Below are 20441 nucleotides of genomic sequence, written 5' to 3'. Positions count from 1 at the left end.
TGGCGCGGAATCGTTATTGTTGTTTTTCAGCACTGCCGGTCCCTCTGACGTCTCACTTCGGGGCAGTGGCGTGCCGATTACAGCAGCTCGCACGCGCTGCAACAAACACGCTGAGGATGTCCCACTGATGCTTTTTTAACCGTGCAGCCCAGCCCTGCGTCCGGCTAAAAGTATCATCGCGCAGCGACAGGCGAGGTGGAGCAGGATGATGCAATGGGCGTATGGTGCGTCGATGCACGCGCCAACAACGACAAAAAAGGGGCAGACCATGCCTGAAAGCCGAACCGCCTTATTCGAGCAGTTGCCTGCCGAACTGGAGATCATCCTGCCGGCGCCCCAGCAGAGTTTTCGCTGGTACGAACACGACTATCCCTATGCGCTCGCGCGCTGGAATCATCACCCTGAATACGAAATTCATCTGATCCGCAAAGGCAGCGGCAAACTGGTGGCGGGCGATTACATCGGCGCCTTCGGCCCCGGCCATGTGGCGCTCATTGGTCCCGATTTACCCCATGACTGGATGGGCGATCTGGCGCCGGGGAGCACCTGCAAGGCCGTGACGTCGTACTTCAGTTCGACGGTGCCACCTTGCTGGCGCTGCGCGAGACGATGCCTGAGCTGGGTGAATTGCAGGGTTTGTTTGATCGTGCCCGCCGTGGGCTGGAATTCACCGGCGAGACCGCGCTGCGGGCCGCCGACCTGCTTGAACGCATAGGCTCGGCGAACGGATTACAGCGCTTGCTGCTGTTTCTTGAGCTGCTCCATACCCTGAGCGGAGCGTGTGACAGGGAAGCCCGGACGTTGGCGAGTTCGTGTTACGCACCGACCCTCGATGCGAAAAGCGCCGAGCGGGTCCACCGGGCATTCGACTACCTGCAGCGGGAGCTCACCGGCGATATCCGGCTCTCAGTGATTGCCGAGCGCCTGCACATGAGCGAGCCGGGGTTTTCACGATTCTTCAAGCGCGCCACCGGGCATGGGTTCATCGACCTGATGCGCAAGCTGCGCATCCAGAGGGCCTGCCGCTTGTTGCTGCAGACGCGGATGTCCATCGCCGATGTCTGCTTTGAAGTGGGCTACATCAACCTGTCGAACTTCAATCGACACTTCCGTTACGAGATGAAGCAGACGCCGTCGGACTATCGAAGCGGCACGGCGGCGACGTTGTTCAACTTGAATACGTCGAAGGCGTCTTAGTCGTTCTCTCCCTCGACCCTTACCGCGCGGCCATGAACCCAAGGCCACGCCCGACGGCGTACCCGGCGTGTAGGTTGTGTCAGTCAGCCTTGAACCATTTGGGATGCAACGCGGGAAAGTGTTCACGCAACCAGTCGGCAAAGGCATGCACCTGGGGCGCGAGGTGCGTCCGGCTGGGATAAAGCACTGACACCTTGCGCCGGGCCGGACGAAAAGGCTGCAGTACTTCGATCAGTTCACCGCTGGCGAGAAACGCATCCACGGTGATGCCGGGCGCCTGGATGATGCCGAAGCCTGCCAGGCCGCAGTGAACATAGGCGTTGGACTCGTTGACCGTAATGGCCCCGCGACTCGGGTAAGGCCGATCCTCGCCGCCGTCCTGGAAATACCAGGGCAGGGGCCGGTTGCTCTGTCCCGAGAGAAAATCGACGCCCTGATGCTGGGTCAGATCGCCGAGCGTTGTAGGCCTACCCCATGTGTCGAGATAGGAAGGCGCCGCGCAGGTGACCATTTCTACCGTACCGATCTGTCGGGCAACCATGCTTGAGTCCCGCAACTCGCCAATCCGCAACACACAATCAACGCCCTCAGCCACCAGATCTACCGCTCGATCCGTGACGCCCACCACCAGTTCGATGGCGGGAAACGCGCCCGTGAATCCCTTCAGGCTTTCGATGAAACTGCGTTGGGAGAACGCCGTGGGGATGTCCACCCGAAGTCGCCCTTGCAGGGTGACGCCGCTGCGGTCGAACATTGACGTGGTGTCCGAGATGTCGGCGAGGATGCCTTTGACCCGTTCGTAAAACTGCTCGCCTTCGGCCGTCAGCTTCACCGTGCGCGTGGTGCGTTGAAATAGGCGCACGCCGAGGGAAGCCTCCAGCGTCTGAATCGATCGGGTGATGTGCGGGCGGCCCAACTGAGTGGCTTCGGCCACTTTGGTGAAGCTGCCGAGCTCCGCCAGCCTCGCGAACACCTGCATCGACTGCAAAAGGTCCATCGGTTCGCTCCTTGGAAATCGCGATGATTGTTGCGCATCAGGATAACAATCCTGTGCGTTGCCGGGCATTTATCCCTGCGCTCATAACAGAAACAATGCCCCCAGCACACAAACGGCCGACCCCGGCCTTCTGGGAAACACTTCAACGGAGATACACCATGAAAGCCTGGCTTCTGAAAGATTTCGGCCTCGACCACCTGCAGCAGGGTGAAACCGCAACGCCAACCCCCAAGGCCGGCGAGCTGCTGGTCAAGGTGGGCGCGGTGTCCCTGAACTTCCGCGACAAAGCCATCGTTGACGGAATCTACGAACCGCACACGGTGCCCAAGCCCCTGATTCCGGTGAGCGACGCTGTCGGCACGGTGGTCGCCGTGGGCGAGGGCGTCAGCCGCTTTGCGGTCGGCGACCGGGTCAATTCGCACCTGTACTCGCGCTGGCTCGACGGCATGCCCGCCTCCGACGAACCCGACTACTGCTTTGGCTCGCCACTGCCCGGCGGGCTGGCGGAATTCATGATCATTCACGAAGACAGCGCGGTGCGTGCGCCGGATGACATGACCGACGAAGAGGCGTCGACACTGCCTATCGCCGCGTTGACCGCCTGGTACTCGCTGGTGGATTACGGCCAGATCGAGCCTGGCCAGACGGTGTTGGTGCAAGGCACCGGCGGCGTGTCGATCTTCGCCGCACAGATCGCCATGGCACTGGGCGCCAAGGTCATCGTCACTTCCAGCCGCGACGACAATCTGGACGCGGTTATCAAGCTCGGCGCAATGGCGGGCGTGAACTACCGCAAGACCCCGGACTGGGCGGCAGAAGTGCTGAAACTCACCGACGGCAAAGGCGTGGACCTGCTGCTGGATGTGGCCGGCGGGGAGGGCGTCAACGCGTCCGTTCAGGCGACAAAAGTGGGTGGCAAGATTGCCCAGATCGGTTTCCTGACCGGGCAAACCACCGCGCTGAACCTGATGCCGCTGATCTTCCGTCAGACCACCCTTCGCGGGATTGCCGTGGCGCCACGTTCTTCGTTCGACCGCATGAATGCTTTCCTCGACACCCACCATATTCGTCCGGTCATCGACCATGTCTACCCGTTCGAGCAGGCCCGTGAGGCGTACGAACATCTGGCGCGCGGGCCGTTTGGCAAGGTGGTGATCAAGGTCAGCTGAGGTCGACTTATTCAAGGCCGGGCTGACTGATGCACGGGGTCAAGGAGGCGGCCTGTGCATGCGACGAAAAGCCAGGCGGATGGCCTGGCTCTTTGTCTATCGCGGTGTCGAATCACACGGTAATCGGATCGACTTTCTCAACGTCAATCTGCATCTCGGCCAGCGCGCGGGCGACCACTTGCCGGTCGATTGCGCCCTCGTCAGCCAAGGCTTTCAGCGCTGCCAGCACGACAAACTGACGGTCCACTTCGAAGTGCCGGCGCAGCGCTTCGCGGGTGTCCGACTGCCCGAAACCATCGGTGCCCAGTGCCACGAAGCGACGGTTGCCGATCCACGGACGGATCTGGTCTGCGTGGATTTTCATGTAGTCCGTCGCGACCACCACCGGGCCGGGGTGCCCCTCAAGCACCTCGGTCAGATACGGCACTTTCGGCTCTTCCAGCGGATGCAGCAGGTTCCAGCGTTCGGCCTGCTGCGCTTCACGGCGAACCTCGGTGAGGCTGGTTGCCGACCAGACGTCGCTGCTCACCTGGTACTCGCTGGCAAGGATCTCCGCCGCTGCGATGACTTCGGGGAGGATCGAGCCACTGCCCATCAGCTGAACGTGGCGACCGGACTGGGCCTCGTGTTCGATCGGCAGTCGATACAGGCCCTTGAGAATGCCTTGTTCGGCGCCTTCGGGCAGTTCGGGGTGCGGGTAGTTCTCGTTGAGCAGGGTGATGTAGTAGTAGATGTCCTCCTGATCGACGTACATCCGGCGCATGCCGTCGTGGACGATGACCGCCAATTCGTAGGCATACGTCGGGTCGTAGGAAACGCAGCACGGCACGGTGGCCGACATCACGTGGCTGTGACCGTCGTCGTGCTGCAAGCCTTCACCCATCAGGGTGGTACGCCCGGAGGTTGCGCCGAGCAAAAAGCCCCGAGCCCGCGCGTCCCCTGCGGCCCAGAGCAGATCACCGACCCGCTGGAAGCCGAACATCGAATAGAAGATGTAGAACGGCAGGGTCATTACGCCATGGTTGGCGTAGGAGGTACTGGCCGCGATCCAGGATGACGTCGCCCCGGACTCGTTCAGACCTTCCTGCATGATTTGCCCGTCAGTGCTTTCCTTGTAGTAGGACAGCGTGCCGGCATCCTGCGGCGTGTAGAGCTGGCCGACGTGGGAATGAATGCCGATCTGGCGGAACAGGTTTTCCATGCCGAAGGTGCGCGACTCGTCAGGCACGATGGGGACGATGAGCTTGCCGATGTTCGGGTCCTTCAGCAGCGTGGCGAGGATCCGCACGAAGGCCATGGTGGTGGAGATGGAACGGTCACCGGTGCTTTTCAGTTGCACCTCCAGCGCCGCCAACGGCGGGATCTGCAACGGCTCGACCTGGGCGTGCCGGGCGGGAATCTGCCCCCGAGGCTCGCGCGTCGGGCGCGAAGATACCGGGCTTCGACGCTGTCTTCGTCCGGTCGCAGGTAAGGCATTTCGCCCAGCAGGTCATCGCTCAGCTCAAGCCCGAAACGGTCGCGGAATGCCTTGACCGCGTCGCCGCCCATTTTTTTCAGTTGATGGTTGATGTTCTGGCCTTCGCCCGCTTCGCCCATGCCGAAGCCCTTCACCGTTTTGGCGAGGATCACCGTGGGCCGGCCGGTCTTGCGGGATGCCGCGGCATAGGCGTTGTAAACCTTGACCGGGTCGTGGCCGCCACGAGTGAGTTTCCAGATCTGGTCGTCGGTCATGTCGCTGACCAGTTCCACAAGCTCGGGGTATTTGCCGAAGAAGTGCTCGCGCACATAAGCGCCGTTCTGTGACTTGTACGTCTGGTACTCGCCGTCGACGCATTCCATCATGCGCTGGCGCAACAGGCCCGATTTGTCCTTGGCCAGCAGTTCGTCCCAGCCACCCCCCAGATCACCTTGATCACGTTCCAGCCGGCGGCCCGGTACAGGCTTTCAAATTCCTGGATGACTTTGCTGTTCCCGCGCACCGGTCCGTCAAGACGTTGCAGGTTGCAGTTGACGACGAAAATGATGTTGTCGAGCTTTTCGCGCCCGGCGAGGGAGATGGCGGCCAGGGATTCCGGCTGGTCCATTTCGCCGTCGCCCAGAAACGCCCAGACCTTGCGGCCCTGATGCTCCTTGAGGCCACGGTTTTCCAGATAACGCATGAAGCGCGCCTGGTAGGCAGCCGTGATCGGGCCCAGGCCCATGGACACGGTCGGGAATTGCCAGAAGTCGGGCATCAGGCGGGGGTGGGGATAGGACGACACACCGTCGCGATCGGTTTCCCGGCGGAAGTTATCGAGCTGCGCCTCGGTGAGACGGCCCTCGGTAAAGGCCCGGCCGTAGATGCCCGGCGCCGAGTGGCCCTGGATATACACCAGATCGCCGGCGAAGGTGTCTGTCCGGCCGCGGAAAAAATGATCGAAGCCGACGTCGTAGAGCACTGCCGCCGATGCGTACGTGGCGATGTGACCACCCACGCCGGAATGCTTGCCGGCCCGCAGGACCATGGTCAGGGCGTTCCAGCGGATGAAGGCGTTGAGGCGCTTTTCGATGCCGAGGTCGCCCGGGTAAGGCAACTCGCGCTCGGGGGGAATGGTGTTCACGTACGGCGTGGTGACGCGTCCATGGAAGTCACCATGAACAGAAACGTCGAAATCGAGCAATTGGTCGATCAGGAAGTGGGCCCTGGGGCGGCCTTCTGCCTCGACGACGGATGCGATCGAGTCAATCCATTCGCGGGTTTCTTGTGGATCCTCGTCGCGAAGCAGGTAGCTCTGTTCCATCATTACATCTCCTGAAAATGGCATCAGCGGGCCGTTGTTCAACCCGCTCATCGTTGCAATTGCAATTGAATCTAGCGTCATTGCCGCTATGATTGCAACTGCAATCAACCCTAGGATTTGGAGATACCATGGCCACCCCATCGCCAGACCTCTGGTACAACTTCATTCGGGCGCACCGCTGCCTGATCAAGGAAATCGAGCGGCGGCTGGCCGAAGAACAGCTGCCGCCGTACGACTGGTATGACGCGCTCTGGGGTATCGAAAGCGGGCAGGACGGCGCCAGGAGGATGCACGAACTCGCTGACGTCATGGCCATCGAACGCTACAACCTCACCCGGCTGGTTGACCGTCTGGAGAAGGAAGGGTTGGTCACCCGGGAGAAGTCCCTCGAGGACGGGCGCGGCGCCATCGCCCGGATCACCGACGCCGGCCGGGTTCTGCGCAAGCGGATCTGGCAGGTCTACAAGCAGGCCGTCGAAGAACTGTTTCTGGTGGAGTTCGATGACGATCAGAAACGCCTGTTTGCGGACGCGCTGGAAAATGCCAGCCGCAACGCCCGCGAGTCCCGAAAAATCTCTCAGACCAGCCGGTAACGTTCCAGCGCCTTGCTGACAAGCGCAGTGCTGATCTGCTCGAGATTCGCCAGTTCGCGCAGGGCCGTCATCGCGATCCAGTGCCGGTCCAGGCGTTGATGGGGTTCCAGGCTGTCGGCGCCCAGCGCGGTGAAAGGTCCCCGCACATGGGCCGCCAGTTGTGCCGCGACGAACTCCGCGTACCCGGTCACGGCAACCACCGGTGTTTGCGAGCTGCCGAGGCAGTCCTGCAGATGGCTGGTCCTCGGTGCCTCGCCGCGCAGAAGGCGTTTATGCCGGGACTGGCGTTCCGCGTCCCGCGCCAGCTTGGTGTAGCTGGGGCAGCTCCACACTTCGGCGGCGATGCCCCAGTCATCGTGCAGGATCTGCGCGGCGGCTTGCACCTCCCGCAGCATGAGTCCTGCGCCAAGCAACCGAACGTGCTGTGCCGCAGGGGTCGGGTTGTCCAGCCGGTACATCCCCATAAACGCCTGGGTCCGATCACACGCCAGCCCATCGCCGCTTTCATCGTGCAGCGTCATGTAGCAGAAGCCGGGCGCCCCTTGCACATAGAGTTCGTCAAGCGCGCCGATAAGTATTGCCCTGGCTTCATCGCCACTGGCGGGGTCGAAAGGGATGCAGTGCCGATTGGAGGCCAGCCACAACGGCAACCACGGGTGAGCACCTTTTGCCCAGCGCGAGGGGGAAGACTCAATGTCATTGAGCACAATACCCCGCTGCCCGGTCTGGGACGTGAGCATCGAGAGGTGCGCGGAGGTGGCTGACTGAGTCATGTAGAACAACGGCCGCTCATCGTTGCGCGCCGGTTCGCTGAACCACAGCGGCCACGCACTGATCGCCGTGCCGGTGGATGGCTCGTGGGCACGGTCGTTGACCTTCCAGAATTGGCCGCGGGTGCGCTGATCGCTCTCAAGGCGCTTGATCAGATCGACAACGGTAAAGAGCGGAGAACTCTGGGTGACCACTCCCGACAGGTGGCTGTGCTCAATGAGCTCGATGCACGCCTGGGCCGCCGATTCGGTCCTGGCGGTGCGCTGTAAACGAAGGCTATCCATGAAGATGAAACTCCTGTGACTGTCTTGCGGGGTGCTAAAGGAATAATGCAGACTCATTGCAAATGCAACCACAAGGACGGAACCTTTGATGAATACTGCCTCGCTGCACCTGTACACGGCCGACACTCCCAACGGTCAGAAAATCCCCATCGCCCTCGAAGAACTCGGCCTCGACTACACCCTGACCCATGTCGATCTGAACAAGGGCGAGCAGAAAGCCTCTGGCTTCCTGGCCCTCAACCCGAACGGAAAAATCCCGGTCCTGATCGATAACGAAAAACGCGTGACGCTGTTTGAATCGGCAGTGATCCTGACCTATCTGGCAGATCAGCACGCTGCACTGGGTGGCGAGACCCCGGCAGAACGCCTTCAGGTCCAGCAATGGCTGAGTTTCCAGATCGCAAGCGTGGGGCCGATGCTCGGACAGCTGTGGTGGTTCCGCCATGCCAGCACGATCGCCAACGACCAGGCGCTGGATCGCTACCGTAAAGAGTCGCTGCGGCTCTACGCGCTGGTGAACAGTCAACTTGCCGATCGCGAGTACATTGCCGGCCAGCGCTACACCATTGCCGACATTGCCCTGTTCACCTGGCTGCGCACCTATGAAGAACTGGACCTGGACATTTCGCTGTTCCCGGCGGTGCGCGCCTGGTTGCAAACCATCGAGCAGCGCCCGGCCGTCAAGCGAGGGCTGGCAGCCTCTCGCCAGGAACGCTGAACCCCATCCGCCTGATGCCAACAAAAAGAAGATGCTGATCATGCATTTCAACGCTCCGCTTTTCGTCAGGCCGGGCCAGGATCCAAACCTGGCCACCCTGATCGAGCATCTGCCCTCTGAAATAGACTGCCCGTTCACCTACGCCACCATCGACAAGCGCACCTTTGGCCTGTCGAACTTCCTGTCCAGCTTCTCCATTGCCTGGCAGCGCAAATACTGCGGCGAGGCACTGCACCGCGTCGATCCGATCATTTCCCACGGCGTGCAAAGCGTCGCGCCTTTTCACTGGACCGAAGCCTACCGGCGCAAGCCCGTGCAAGGGCAGGGCGCATTCGAGCAGCTCACCCGAGAGTTCTCGATGCAGGACGGCTACACCTTCGTCGTCCACGATCCGCAACAGCGCATGGGGCTGTTGAGTCTGGTCAACCGCGAGCAGAGTCCGCACTTCCACCACCAGATCCAGCACATCAAAGGCACGCTGCAACTGGCATTGGTGGCGTTTCACAGCGACATGAACCCGGGCGCGATGTCGCAGAACACCGCAGAGCCGCCACTCACTGTCCGCGAGCACACGATTCTCGGCTGGGTATCCCTCGGCAAGTCCTACAGCGAGATCGCCTGCATCTGTGACATCCGTGTGCGCACGGTCAAGTTCCACATGGCCAACATCGTGCGCAAGCTTGAGGTCGACACCGCCAAGCAGGCGGTCTTTGCGGCGTCCCGCCTGGGATTCGCGTGACGGGGTGCCGGTGCGCCTTCTGCACTGGCGCACTGGCATCGGTGCACCGGGCAAGGCTGCGCGGGCAAGCGTTGCCTGTACCTAGGTACAGTTTCGGGGCGAAAAGGAATACAGAATGATTGCCGGGCAGCCCTGATAACACACCCACAATGAGAGGGATCCCTCATGACGTTCTCTGCCCAGCCCGTCAGTACGCATGAAGCACGTGTCCTGGAAGACATTACTCAGCACGAAATTACCGCCCTCAAAACCCGGCACAACCTTGCCGATGCCCACACCCACCAGAACCAGAGCCGCACCCAGGCCGACATCGTCCGAAAGCTCCCCCAGTTGTGGCAACGCGCGCAGACGCTGACCCAATACGAGAGTGAGCAAGCGTTCATCAAGGCATTTTTTCAGTTTCACGGTCAGCACCATGCGCTCAAGCGCAGCGATGAGATTTACCTGGTGTACGCCGCCTCGGTGGCGATGCACATCACCGCCACCTTTCTGCGCAAGCACGACATGAGCGTCGCCCTGATCGAACCCTGCTTCGACAACCTGCACGATCTGCTCAAGCACATGGAAGTGCCGATGACCCCGCTGCCGGAGGCGATCCTGGCTGACCCTACCCAGGTCTACCGGCTGCTGGAGAAAACCGCATCGTCGGTCGACGCGATTTTTCTGGTCGACCCGAACAATCCGACCGGCACGTCCATGTTCGCCGAGGGCCCGGAAACCTTCATCGAAGTCGCAAAATACTGCCGCGATCACGACAAGATCCTGATTCTGGACTTCTGCTTCGCCTCGTTTCTGAAGGTGGCCGGCGGTCAACGTGTCGACGCCTACGCCATCCTCGATGAGATCGGCACCGATTACCTGGTGATGGAAGACACCGGCAAAACCTGGCCGCTGCAGGACACCAAATGCGCGACATTGATGAGCAGTCGCCGCTTGAACCCGGAGATCTACAGCATCGTCACCAGCGTGCTGCTCAACGTTTCGCCCTTCATTCTTCAAGTCGTCACCGAGTACATCAACGACAGCGAAGCCGATGGCTTTGCCTCCGTTCGCGACGTGCTGCAGACCAACCGCAGCGTGGCACGGGAATACCTTGAGGGCACGATGCTGCGTTACATCGAGCCGGCCATTGAAACCAGCGTCGCCTGGTTTGAAATCCAGCGCGATGACCTCTCGGGCGATGACCTGCAAGCCTACCTGCTGACCCATCAGGCCTACGTCTTGCCCGGTCGCTATTTCTTCTGGAGTCATCCGGAGCAAGGCCGCTCTTTTGTGCGCCTGGCCCTGGCCCGTGACCCTGACGCTTTTGAAGCGGCTCTGCAGGTTATCCGCCAGGCGCTGGAGGCTTACGATGCTTGAAGAGGCGCCGATGATTGATGCGACGGTATTCATGGGCATGCATCACCAAAATGCCGACATCCGCGCCAAGTCGCTGGGGTTCTTCACCCGGCGCTATCACAGCGAAGTGCGCATGAGCTTCAGCCAGATTGGCGTCTGCGATGCCATTATCTGGAAGAAAGCCCGCGAGCTTCAGGACGTGTACTACCCCTTCATGGACGTCCTGCACTCCGACATGAATATTCTGCGCGCGGGTTACAGCAACGCGGCGCTCACCCGGGCGGCGAGCAGCCCGGAGCTGTCAGGGCTGCCTGCGGAAAAGCGCCTGCAAGCGGCGCAGGTGCTTGAGGCCAACTGTCTGTTTTACACCCATGACCGCGATTACCAGGACTGCGCGGCGCTGAAACCGCACCTGGCTGCATTCGATGCCGCGTCCGCCGCCAATGTATTTCCGGAGGGTTTGCAGCGGCTGTATGACGCGTCCCTTGACCTGGTCATTGCCGAAGAGGATTACCAGCATGTCTAGACATCAAGTGCTGGTGCCCCTGGTGACGCCGCTCGACGCACACGCCAATGTCTGCCGGCAAAGCGTGAAGCAGCTCGTTCGTGCCTGCGCGCCGGTGGTTGACGGGTTCATCCCGTGTCTGACCTCGGGCGAAGGCTGGAACCTGTCCGCCGCGCAGTGGACGGACATGCTCAGATACACCCTCGAGTTTGCCGGCCACACCCATCGGGTCGTGGTCGGTATCGAGCTTCCCACCACTGAGGAGGTGATTGAACGGGCCGAACTCGCGGGGGAGCTTGGCGCCAGGGAAATCATCGTGACGTCACCCTTTGCCGAAGGCATCAGTCAGGCGCACATTCTGGCCCACTACCAGGCCATTCACAGCCGCACCCCGCTGGACCTGTTGGTCTACAACGAATCGGCGCTGTCGGGTAATGAAAAGAGCTTCGACACGCTGTTGAAAATTGCTCGGCTGGAGCGTGTGACCGGCCTCAAGGACTCGCCGAGCCAGGCGCGGACGCAGGCGCAGATCGACCGGATTCGGGGGAGGGCGTGGATTACTTCATCGGTTGGGAGCGGGAGCTGGCCGGCGCGTTGATCAGCGATGGAAACGTTGTCTCCCTTGCCAACCTCGAGCCGGCCCTGTGCCGGGTGGCCTGCCTCGCACAGCAGCCAGACGTTGCAGCCATCGTGGCCCGGCTGAATGACACATTCTGCCTGGGTGAGGATGACTGGTACGCACACGTGAAGCGCGAACTGGCGGCTCGCGGTGTCCTGCGTTCGTCGCTCACGACGCAGAAACAGAGTGCTCACGAGCGCGTTGCTTTCGAGTCAGTCAGTGCGGAGTACGCCAGATGACCGTTTCCCAGAAATCGCTGTTTCGCGCAAACCGGGCACTGATCGAGAAGCTTCAGCCCATCCCCGCCGAGCTGCTGCAGTTCGAGCAGCAATGGCTTGACGCTGCGATCCGCGACAGCATGACCGAGCAGCAGCCGGCCAATCTGGGCGAACTGCGCGCCATGCTCGCGGCGCTGGTGGATCAGGACAAGGCAGAGGAGCCTGAGACGGCGCGCTACGTGGCCGAACATATGAGCCTGGACGAATTCAAGATCCTCGTGCAGGAGTTCGCCCTCGACGGTCTCACCGAAGCCCAGGTGTTTTATCACCTCATGCCGCGTCTGAGCCTTGAGGCACAGATGCCCATGCTGCGGATGATGATCGACGAATTCGGCTCGGGGAACATCAAGCGTTCGCACACCACGCTCTATCAGGTGCTGCTGGATGAGCTGGGCATGCCGACGGATCTGGAAAGCAATATTCAAGCGAACGCCGAGGCAGGCTGCACGTTTCCCAACATGTTCTGCTGGCTGACCATGCGTGCCCAGGATCCGTCGTATTTCGCTGGCGTCATCACTTACTTCGAGACGGTGGTGCCGTTCTTCTTCGGTTGCTACACCACGCTGTGTGACAGACTCGGGATCAAAGCCCATACCTATTACAGCGAACATGTGCACATCGACGTCTTCCATGCCCTTGAAGGTCAGCGGCTGCTCAAAGCGATGGACAACGACAAGCAACTGAACCACGCCAATGCCTGGCAAGGCATCTGCATGGGGCGGTTGATCACCAACCATGCATTCGATCAGGCGGTGTACAAGGCTCAGTCGATCAAAATCGGCGAGGGCGTTGCCCATGCTTGACGAAGGGGAAGTGGCAGTGAGGCCGGCGACCTTCGTGATTCAGGCCGGGGACGACCTCTACGAAGTGCCCAGTCTGTGCCCGCACCGCGAGGGCTGGCTGGAGCACGGGACCGTCAATCACAACCGACGGACGATCGCCTGTCCGCTGCACTTTTCGGTGTTCAGTCTGGAAACGGGCGAGCAGTTGAGCGGGCCTGCCTGCGGGAATCTGACCTGCCGCAAATTGACGTGACGGCTTGCAGGGACGCGGATTCACGTGGCTTGGGCGGTACGGAATTCGCAGGATTGGGCCGGCGGGGGTCTGTGCGGCGGCGGCTGACGTTCGTCAGCGCCGCCAGACGCTGGATCTCAGCTCAGGTCAGTGCCTGATTCACGCCTGTTCGTCTTGCTCGGTCTCATCGTCGTCGTGCTTGAGCGCAGGCTTCATGCCTGGCTGGGGGCGTGCACGGCATCCGGCGCGACTTCTTCGCCATGGTTCTTTTTCTCTTGCTGCACTTTTTTGTCGTGGGCGACGTTACGTGGATCGGTCATGGGAATTCCTTGGGTGGGCAGATGATTCGAATGCCTGCCGACGCGGCACGGTGGCCGTGGGCGTCGGGACAAGGTTTGGAGTCAGTGCCGGGTTCAGCGTTCAGTGCATTTCAAGCCGCGATGACTGAGCCCCATGACCCGGTCGCGCGGGCGGACGATGTCGACACGGGAAATGCTGGCGAACCCTCAGCATGCTTGCTGCACAAAAGACGAATGCGTGTAGCAGAACAGGCTCGAGGCCGGCTTCGGACGGCCATAAAGGTAGCCCTGGGCGTAATTGCATCCGCTGTTCGCCAGCCACGACGGCAGATGAGGCAGGTGAAATTCCTCGACCCCTTCGGCCGTCACTTGCATTTTCAGGCTGCGGGCCATGCCCAGAATCGCTTCGACCATGGGCAAGTGATCGGTCTGCCCGGGTTCAAAGAACGACCGGTCTATTTTGATCTTGTCGATCGAGAGGCGGGTCAGGTGATAAAGACTCGAGTAGCCGATGCCGAAGTCATCCAGCGCGACCGTGATGCCGTGATCATGCAACTTGCTCAGGTTCCGCTGTGCCGCGTCGAGATTGCCGACAAGGGCCTCCTCGGTGATTTCGACTTCGAAGCGATGAAACGCAAAATGTTCTTCCCGCAGCTGGTTCAGCAACTGATCGGGAAACAGCACGTCGGTGACCATGGTCGCGCTGACATTCATTGAGAGGCGCAAGCGGTCGTCCCAGCGGTTGGCGGCGCAACAGGCTTGCCTGATCAGCGAGCGGGTCATGACGGGGATCAGCCCCAGGCGCTCGAGCACAGGGATGAACTCCGCCGGCGTGCTGGTGCTGCCGTCGGGTTTCAGCCAGCGTGCGAGCACCTCGAAACCCACGACCTCCTGCGAAGGGAGCGCCACGATCGGCTGAAAGTAGGGCACGATTTCGTCTTCTTCAACCGCCCGCTTCAGCGCCAGTTCGAGGTCGGCCTGGGCCTGGCGCTGCCGTTCGTATTCGCTGTCATAGAAGTTGAAGGTCGAGCGCCCGCTTTTCTTGCCCCGGTACATTGCCGTATCAGCGCAGTGCAGCAAGGCTGACGCCTCTTGCGCATCTGTCCATGACCTCGAAATGCCGATGGTGGCGCCCAGTGCCGAGGGCTCGACCGCGGAAGACAACGGCGCACTGAGCTGAACGACCACGGCCTCTGCGATCTGGCACAGCTCAGTCTGGTGTTTGAAGTTGAGAAACAGCAGGCAAAACTCATCACCGCCCAGACGCACCGCCACCCCGCCGTTATCGTCGGCGATGGATTCCAGCCTGCGGGCTATCTCGAATAGCACAAGGTCGCCGGCTGCGTGACCGTGCTGATCATTGACGGCCTTGAAATGGTCAAGATCGATGAGCATGACCGCCGCAGGCCGCCGCAAACCGAGCTGATTGCGCACCATGTTCATGAAAATACGTCGATTGACCAGACCGCTCAACGAGTCATAGGTGGCCAGGGTTTCTGTCTGCGCCTGCGCCTGCTTCAGTCGACGGAAGCTCGACTGGGCGTTGGCAATCAGGCGTCTGAGCAGAATGGTCGGGACGATCAGTGAAAGCAGCGAAAATCCGGTCGAGGTCAGGACGAAACGCCACCTTTCGGCGTCTTCAAAGTCAGCGTCGTAGGGCAGGGCGAGCCAGTGCATGACCCAGCCTTCGAGCTTGAATTCCCACAGGACGGACAGGCCAATCACAGTGGACACTGCGATCATTAGCAATACAGGCAGGCGACAAGGGTTGCGGCGGTGCAGGTCATTCATGTCAGGCCTCACTGGGCCAGAAAGGGAATTGTGATGTCAGACTGCCATCTTCGCACATAGGTTCGTACCGTTGATCGAAGAATCTTGCCTGGACGCCGAACGGTGGTCTGCGTGTAATCGAACAAGGGTAAAGGCCGCACTGTGATGATCCCTTGGAGGCCACTGTCTTGGGACGAAAGCGGAAATCATGACCGAATCATTGGCCGCATGCTTTAAGGTGTCCGTGCAGTCCGACCACTGATCCTCGATCACGGACCACTCACCCGGCGATAGCCAACTCAGTAACGAAGGAGCCCACCATGACCGATTCTCTGTACGACATTCCCCTCAAGCAAATCGATGGCTCGCCAGCCAGCCTGGGCCAGTACAAGGGTAAAGTGCTGCTGGTGGTGAATGTGGCCTCCAAATGCGGTCTGACGCCGCAATACGAGGGGCTCGAAAGCCTTTACCAGAGCAAGAAGGACGCCGGGCTCGAGGTGCTGGGTTTTCCGGCCAACAACTTCAAGGAACAGGAGCCGGGCAGCGACAGCGACATCCAGTCCTTTTGCTCGACTACCTATGACGTGCACTTCCCGCTGTTCTCGAAAATCTCCGTCGCCGGCGACGACACCCATCCCCTCTACCGTGAACTGACGGCCGCCCAGCCCGCTGCCACCGGCGACGGCCCGTTCCGTGAACGCCTCAAGGGCTACGGTATCGAAAGCGGCGCAGGCACCGAGGTCCTGTGGAATTTCGAGAAGTTCCTGATCGGGCGCAATGGCACGGTGATTGGTCGCTTTGCCCCGGATGTGACTGCCGATGATCCACGGCTGACTGCGGCCGTTGACGAAGCCCTCGCTGTTTGACGCATGAGTCGTCCGCTGTTTGTGTCTCTGGATGGGCCAAAGGGTGTCGGTAAGACGACGCTGCTGGAGGCCGTCACCCAGTCACTGAGGGCTGACGGCCAGAAAGTAATCCGGTTGTGTGAGAGCAAACGTGATCCCCAGCGGGGTGAAACAATGGCCCTCGTTAACCGGCTGGCCAGACAGCCCGATCGCGATCTGGAATGGGAGGTGTGTGAGCGTCTGGCGGCCAGCCGTGGCTGGATCTCCCGGCATGTGCTGACTCAACAGCCAGCCGACAGCATCATCCTGATCGATCGCTGGTACCCGTCTGACGCCGCGTTTCGCCGGATGGTCCCGTTCGCAGAGATCCTGCAGTTGAACATTGACCAGGACGTGCGAGTGCCGGACGTGCATGTCGGTGTCGTCACTGCGGCCGGGATTTCATGGGCGAGGGCAGCCGCACGCCGGCGTGGGTTAAGCAGTACGGTGATCCATACGCTGGAGGAGCACACCGCTTGCACTGAAGCGTTTGAGCGGGCGATATCGGATAACGGCTGGGTGCTGTGCCGAAACGAAGGGCTGATCGAACATGCAACGAGGCAGGTGATCGCAGAGATCGACAAAGTGCGTGAAGTCGCTTTGCCGTAGCAGGCACCGAGGTGAATGACTCGAATACGGCAGTTTCTATACCCATAAACGCAGTTCGGGACCGAAGGGGAAAATCCCCTCCAGTCCCGATGGCCTGTCTACGCGCTGCGTTGACGTATTACCCGGCAGCGTTACGCCGATGGCTTGAGCACGACTTTGGTCCAGCCGTCGTCGCGCTGATCGAAGTGCTTGTAGGCGTCCGGACCTTCGGACAACTTCAGGCTGTGGGAAATGATCTGCGATGGCTTGGCACGGTCATGGTGAATCAGCTCAGCGAGGCGACGGTTATACGCCTTGACGTTGGCCTGGCCGGTACGAATCTGCTGACCCTTGAACCAGAAAGAGCCGAAGTCGAAGGCCATCTTGCCTTCTTTCGCCAGATCGCTGGCGGCGTTCGGATCCTGTGGCACAAAGACACCCACGACACCGATACCGCCGGTTGGCTTGGTGGAGGCAACGAGGTTATTCATGGTCTCGTGATTGGCTTCGTGGCCGTGCTTGTCGCAGCACTGATAACCCACGCATTCGCAGCCACGGTCCGTGCCTTTGCCGTGGGTCAGGTTCATGATCTGCTCCACGGCCTGGCTCTGCGCCGTGTTGATCGGCGTGGCGCCCAGCTTGGCCGCCAGGGCCAGACGGTCTGGATGGTTGTCGACCACGAAGACTTGCGAGGCGCCTTTGATCATCGCCGAATGGGCAGCCATCAGGCCGACCGGGCCTGCGCCGTAGATCGCGATGCTTTCACCCGGCAGCAGGCCGGACAATTCTGTCGCGTGCCAGCCGGTGGGAAGAATGTCCGACAGCATGACGTAATCGTCTTCTTTTTCCTTGGCATCTTCAGGCAGCACCAGGCAGTTGAAGTCGCCATACGGCACGCGCAACAGTTCGGCCTGGCCGCCCTCGTAAGGCCCCATCTCGGCAAAACCATAGGCGCCACCGGCACTGCCAGGGTTGACGGTCAGGCAGTAACCGGTCAGGCCGCGCTCGCAGTTATCGCAGAAGCCGCAACCGATGTTGAACGGCAGGCAGACCATATCGCCCACTTTCACGCGATCGACTCCGGCACCGACTTCGATGACTTCGCCCATGTTTTCGTGACCCAGAATCCGGCCTGTTTCAAAGCTGGTGCGGCCTTCGTACATGTGCAGGTCGGAACCACAAATGTTGGTCGTGGTGATGCGGACCAGGACATCGGTTGCTTTTTCGATTTTGGCATCGGGAACGTTCTGAACGCTGACGTCATAAGGACCGTTGTAAATAATCGCTTTCATGGGTTCTCCAGAACATTGAGATGCAGATACGGATAGTTCGCCAGTTTTAGTACGACCGTACCGACCTGCCGTTCAAAGAGATTTGCCGCGAGTGACGAACGGTAGATGCTGGCAAAAGGCTCTGGAACGGGCCTTATCGCCCGCTGATGATGAGAAGCTCCACCCCAACTGTGCAATTCGTGGCAGCTCCACCAGGGTGACTTGCGTCTCATCAACCTGATGTGACGGAGTGGAAATGAACATTCAACCGAATATAAAACGCGCACGGGTCACCGCGTCGACCGGCGGCATCGGTTCTGCGATTGCCAGGCGGCTTGTCATCGCCTGTTCGTAACCAGCAGTGTCAGAACATCCTCGGCCAGTACTGGCGGGCTGAGCAGAAAGCCTTGAGCATAAGGACAGCCCAATTCCCTGAGCTGGTCCATCTGGCCAGGGGTCTCGACGCCCTCGGCGACAATCGCCAGATCCAGCGCTTCGCCAAGGGACAGGATACTTTTGACGATGGCGACGCTGCGTTCATGTTTCATCATGCGGGTGACAAAAGACCGATCTATCTTGATGGCGTCAATGGGGTAGCGGTCGATGTAGCCGAGGGAGCTGTAGCCCGTTCCGAAGTCGTCCAGCGCAATCCGGATACCCTGGGCGCGAAGGTCTTCGAGGGTCTTGGCAACGATTTCCGGCTCATGCAGGAATACTGACTCGGTGATTTCGATCTGCAAGGCGCGGGCATCGAATCCGGTCTCTGCAATAATCCCGGCGACCTGAAGGGCGAAGTCTTTGCGGTTGAGCTCGACCCCTGACACATTCACGTTCAGCTTGATACCGGCCGGACCGGTAGCGTCACCCCACCGCTTGACCTCGCGACAGGCGTTGCGCATGACCCACTGACCCAGATCGCAAATGACGCCAATGTCTTCAGCCACGCTGATGAACACATCAGGTGCGACGATCCCCAGGGTCGGGTGGCGCCACCTTACCAATGCTTCCACGCCCACCACCGCTTCAGTGGTGATGGAGAATATCGGCTGATACACCAGGTAGAACTCATCGCGAGTGATCGCGTGCTTGAGCGCATTCTGCATCACCAGCAGGTCGATGGATGCCTGGCGCATGGAGAGGTCGAAGACGGCCCAGCTGCCACGGCCTTTCTTTTTCGCGGCGTACATGGCCACGTCCGCATCCCGGATCAGGTCTTCGGCGGTGGTGTGCTGAACGTCCAGCGTCGCGATCCCGATGCTGCAGGAGATAAAAAGCTGTTGCCCGTCGATGGCGGTCGGCAAGCTGAGGGCGTGGGTCACGCGCTTGGCGGTCTCGATCGCCTGCGCCTGATGGCCTTCGTCGGTCAGCAATATCGCGAACTCGTCGCCCCCGATGCGGGCGATCACCGCCGTGGGCTCAATGCACTCGCTCAGGCGCTCTGCCACGCTTTTGAGCAAGCTGTCGCCCGCATGATGCCCCATGCCGTCGTTGACATACTTGAATCGGTCCAGGTCCAGGTACAACACCGTGGCCGCACCGGGATTACCGGCGTTCCCTCTGCTCAACGCCGAATGGATGCGAGCCATGAAATACCCGCGATTCTTGAGCCTCGTCAACTCGTCGTGGAATGCCGCGTAGGAGAGTTCGTCCTGAATACGCTCCCGCTCGATCAGCCGCGACTCAAGCGCCACGCGCTCCTCGCGATCAAGCTGGGCCTGGCGAAAATTCTGTTCTGCGTCTTTACGCTCTGTGATGTCGCGCTGTACTGAAACCCAATGAGTGAACCAGCCTTTCTCGTTGGCCACCGGCACGATACTGAGCTGCACCCAGAACTTGGTCCCGTCACGACGCGTGTTGATCAGTTCGACCTCGACGGGATCCCAGCGCTGCAGCGCGTCCCTGATTTGCTGCAGCGTGGCACGGTCAGTCTCAGGGCATTGCAGGATCCGCGGCGTCTTTCCCATGACTTCTTCGAGGCTGAAACCGGTAGTGGTGAGAAACGCCGGATTGCAATACACGATGCGCGGTCCGGGCAAATCGATCGGTTCTGCTTCGGTGATCAGGATGGCGTCCTTCGCGTTGACCACCACCGACTCCAGCAAGCGCAGGCGCTCGATGACGGCTGATCCGCTGGCCGCAGGTGTGGGGTCCCTCTTGAGGGAGTCATAGAGGTCGGCTGCATGGGTTTGCACGCCATAGATATGCGCGGCGCTTAGTCGCTTGTGGGGGAGCGGGATCGTCATCAAGACCGCACCGGTCAGGGCAGCGTCTCCATCCCGAATGGCGACGCAGACCAGCGACTCGTTGACCACTCGATCCAGCCCGGCAGGCAGCGCAGCGTCAGCGGGCATGGCCTCGCCAACGTCGACGACGTCACCGTAGGACAACACCATCTTTAACCAGCCGCCGGTGATGTCGTCTGCGCGCACCTCCGGCGCAGTACCGTAGGTGGCCACCGTGCACCACTGCTCTTCGTCTCGCACTATCAGGATGGCGCCCGTCGCCCCGGTCAGGTGGGAAGCAGCGTCGAGAAAATGACCCAAAACTTCATGATTCTTCAAACCGAGGTGAGCCTTGGCGGCCATGTGCATTACCTGAAAAAAGGGGACGAAGTGCCAGGGGGTTAT

17 protein-coding genes and 2 pseudogenes are annotated in these 20441 nt (G+C 60.6%); 13 read left to right on the top strand and 6 right to left on the bottom strand.

The genetic code is table 11. The annotated features are described in order from the left end of the window. The first annotated feature begins 268 nt into the window (after window positions 1-268). A pseudogene (locus JN403_RS17605) lies at window positions 269-1197 on the top strand (AraC family transcriptional regulator). 79 nt (window positions 1198-1276) lie between these two features. Here JN403_RS17605 and JN403_RS17600 read toward each other — a convergent pair. Next, window positions 1277-2176 (bottom strand): LysR family transcriptional regulator, encoded by a 900-nt coding sequence (locus JN403_RS17600; protein WP_205487468.1) that lies wholly within the window; start codon window positions 2174-2176, stop codon window positions 1277-1279. Window positions 2177-2352: 176 nt separating this feature from the next. Here JN403_RS17600 and JN403_RS17595 point away from each other — a divergent pair, with 176 nt between their 5' ends. Then, on the top strand, window positions 2353-3363 hold the full coding sequence (locus JN403_RS17595; protein ID WP_205483492.1) for an NAD(P)-dependent alcohol dehydrogenase: 1011 nt from the start codon (window positions 2353-2355) through the stop codon (window positions 3361-3363). Window positions 3364-3475: 112 nt separating this feature from the next. On the opposite strand, the pseudogene aceE reads toward JN403_RS17595, so the two are convergent. Beyond that, window positions 3476-6143: pseudogene (gene aceE / locus JN403_RS17590) on the bottom strand (pyruvate dehydrogenase (acetyl-transferring), homodimeric type). A gap of 128 nt (window positions 6144-6271) precedes the next feature. Between aceE and JN403_RS17585 the strand changes: the two are divergent. Continuing rightward, a complete protein-coding gene (locus JN403_RS17585) occupies window positions 6272-6736 on the top strand; it encodes a MarR family transcriptional regulator (protein WP_205483490.1) in 465 nt (154 codons plus the stop codon). Here JN403_RS17585 and JN403_RS17580 read toward each other — a convergent pair. Further along, complete coding sequence (locus JN403_RS17580) at window positions 6721-7791, bottom strand: pyruvate dehydrogenase (RefSeq protein WP_205483488.1); 1071 nt, start codon at window positions 7789-7791, stop codon at window positions 6721-6723. The genes JN403_RS17585 and JN403_RS17580 overlap by 16 nt on opposite strands. Window positions 7792-7879: 88 nt before the next feature. On the opposite strand from JN403_RS17580, the gene JN403_RS17575 reads away from it, so the two are divergent. From JN403_RS17575 to JN403_RS17545, 8 genes are all read left to right on the top strand, one after another. After that, a complete protein-coding gene (locus JN403_RS17575; protein WP_205483486.1) occupies window positions 7880-8509 on the top strand; it encodes a glutathione binding-like protein in 630 nt (209 codons plus the stop codon). A gap of 40 nt (window positions 8510-8549) precedes the next feature. Next, window positions 8550-9248 carry a LuxR family transcriptional regulator gene (locus JN403_RS17570; RefSeq protein ID WP_240356650.1) on the top strand — a complete coding sequence of 233 codons (699 nt, stop codon included), beginning with the start codon at window positions 8550-8552 and terminating at the stop codon, window positions 9246-9248. Window positions 9249-9413: 165 nt separating this feature from the next. Then, the gene (locus JN403_RS17565; RefSeq protein WP_205483482.1) at window positions 9414-10607 is read left to right on the top strand and encodes a pyridoxal phosphate-dependent aminotransferase; all 1194 of its coding nucleotides are present in this window, start codon (window positions 9414-9416) and stop codon (window positions 10605-10607) included. Continuing rightward, window positions 10600-11112, top strand: a complete 513-nt coding sequence (locus tag JN403_RS17560) for a DUF6190 family protein (protein ID WP_205483480.1) — start codon at window positions 10600-10602, stop codon at window positions 11110-11112. Before JN403_RS17565 ends, JN403_RS17560 begins: the two co-directional genes overlap by 8 nt. Further along, window positions 11105-11689 (top strand): dihydrodipicolinate synthase family protein, encoded by a 585-nt coding sequence (locus tag JN403_RS17555; protein ID WP_240356649.1) that lies wholly within the window; start codon window positions 11105-11107, stop codon window positions 11687-11689. The genes JN403_RS17560 and JN403_RS17555 overlap by 8 nt, the downstream gene beginning before the upstream one ends. After that, window positions 11644-11949 carry a hypothetical protein gene (locus JN403_RS25620; RefSeq protein WP_240356647.1) on the top strand — a complete coding sequence of 102 codons (306 nt, stop codon included), beginning with the start codon at window positions 11644-11646 and terminating at the stop codon, window positions 11947-11949. The genes JN403_RS17555 and JN403_RS25620 overlap by 46 nt, the downstream gene beginning before the upstream one ends. After that, window positions 11946-12791 (top strand): iron-containing redox enzyme family protein, encoded by an 846-nt coding sequence (locus JN403_RS17550; RefSeq protein ID WP_205483478.1) that lies wholly within the window; start codon window positions 11946-11948, stop codon window positions 12789-12791. Before JN403_RS25620 ends, JN403_RS17550 begins: the two co-directional genes overlap by 4 nt. After that, on the top strand, window positions 12784-13023 hold the full coding sequence (locus tag JN403_RS17545; RefSeq protein WP_205483477.1) for a Rieske 2Fe-2S domain-containing protein: 240 nt from the start codon (window positions 12784-12786) through the stop codon (window positions 13021-13023). Before JN403_RS17550 ends, JN403_RS17545 begins: the two co-directional genes overlap by 8 nt. Before the next feature lie 485 nt (window positions 13024-13508). On the opposite strand, the gene JN403_RS17540 is transcribed toward JN403_RS17545, so the two are convergent. Next, window positions 13509-15092 (bottom strand): EAL domain-containing protein, encoded by a 1584-nt coding sequence (locus JN403_RS17540; RefSeq protein ID WP_205483476.1) that lies wholly within the window; start codon window positions 15090-15092, stop codon window positions 13509-13511. A 299-nt stretch (window positions 15093-15391) separates the two neighbouring features. On the opposite strand from JN403_RS17540, the gene JN403_RS17535 reads away from it, so the two are divergent. Beyond that, window positions 15392-15937, top strand: coding sequence for a glutathione peroxidase (locus tag JN403_RS17535; RefSeq protein WP_205483475.1), 546 nt, complete (start codon window positions 15392-15394; stop codon window positions 15935-15937). A 3-nt stretch (window positions 15938-15940) separates the two neighbouring features. After that, window positions 15941-16564 (top strand): dTMP kinase, encoded by a 624-nt coding sequence (locus JN403_RS17530; RefSeq protein WP_205483474.1) that lies wholly within the window; start codon window positions 15941-15943, stop codon window positions 16562-16564. 131 nt (window positions 16565-16695) lie between these two features. On the opposite strand, the gene JN403_RS17525 is transcribed toward JN403_RS17530, so the two are convergent. Next, window positions 16696-17835, bottom strand: coding sequence for a glutathione-independent formaldehyde dehydrogenase (locus JN403_RS17525; RefSeq protein ID WP_205483473.1), 1140 nt, complete (start codon window positions 17833-17835; stop codon window positions 16696-16698). 317 nt (window positions 17836-18152) lie between these two features. Continuing rightward, the gene (locus JN403_RS17520) at window positions 18153-20399 is read right to left on the bottom strand and encodes an EAL domain-containing protein (protein WP_205483472.1); all 2247 of its coding nucleotides are present in this window, start codon (window positions 20397-20399) and stop codon (window positions 18153-18155) included. Window positions 20400-20441: the final 42 nt, after the last annotated feature.

The organism is Pseudomonas sp. 15A4, from assembly GCF_016925575.1.
Taxonomy (GTDB): Bacteria; Pseudomonadota; Gammaproteobacteria; order Pseudomonadales; family Pseudomonadaceae; genus Aquipseudomonas.
This window is presented reverse-complemented; position numbering and strand designations above follow the sequence as displayed.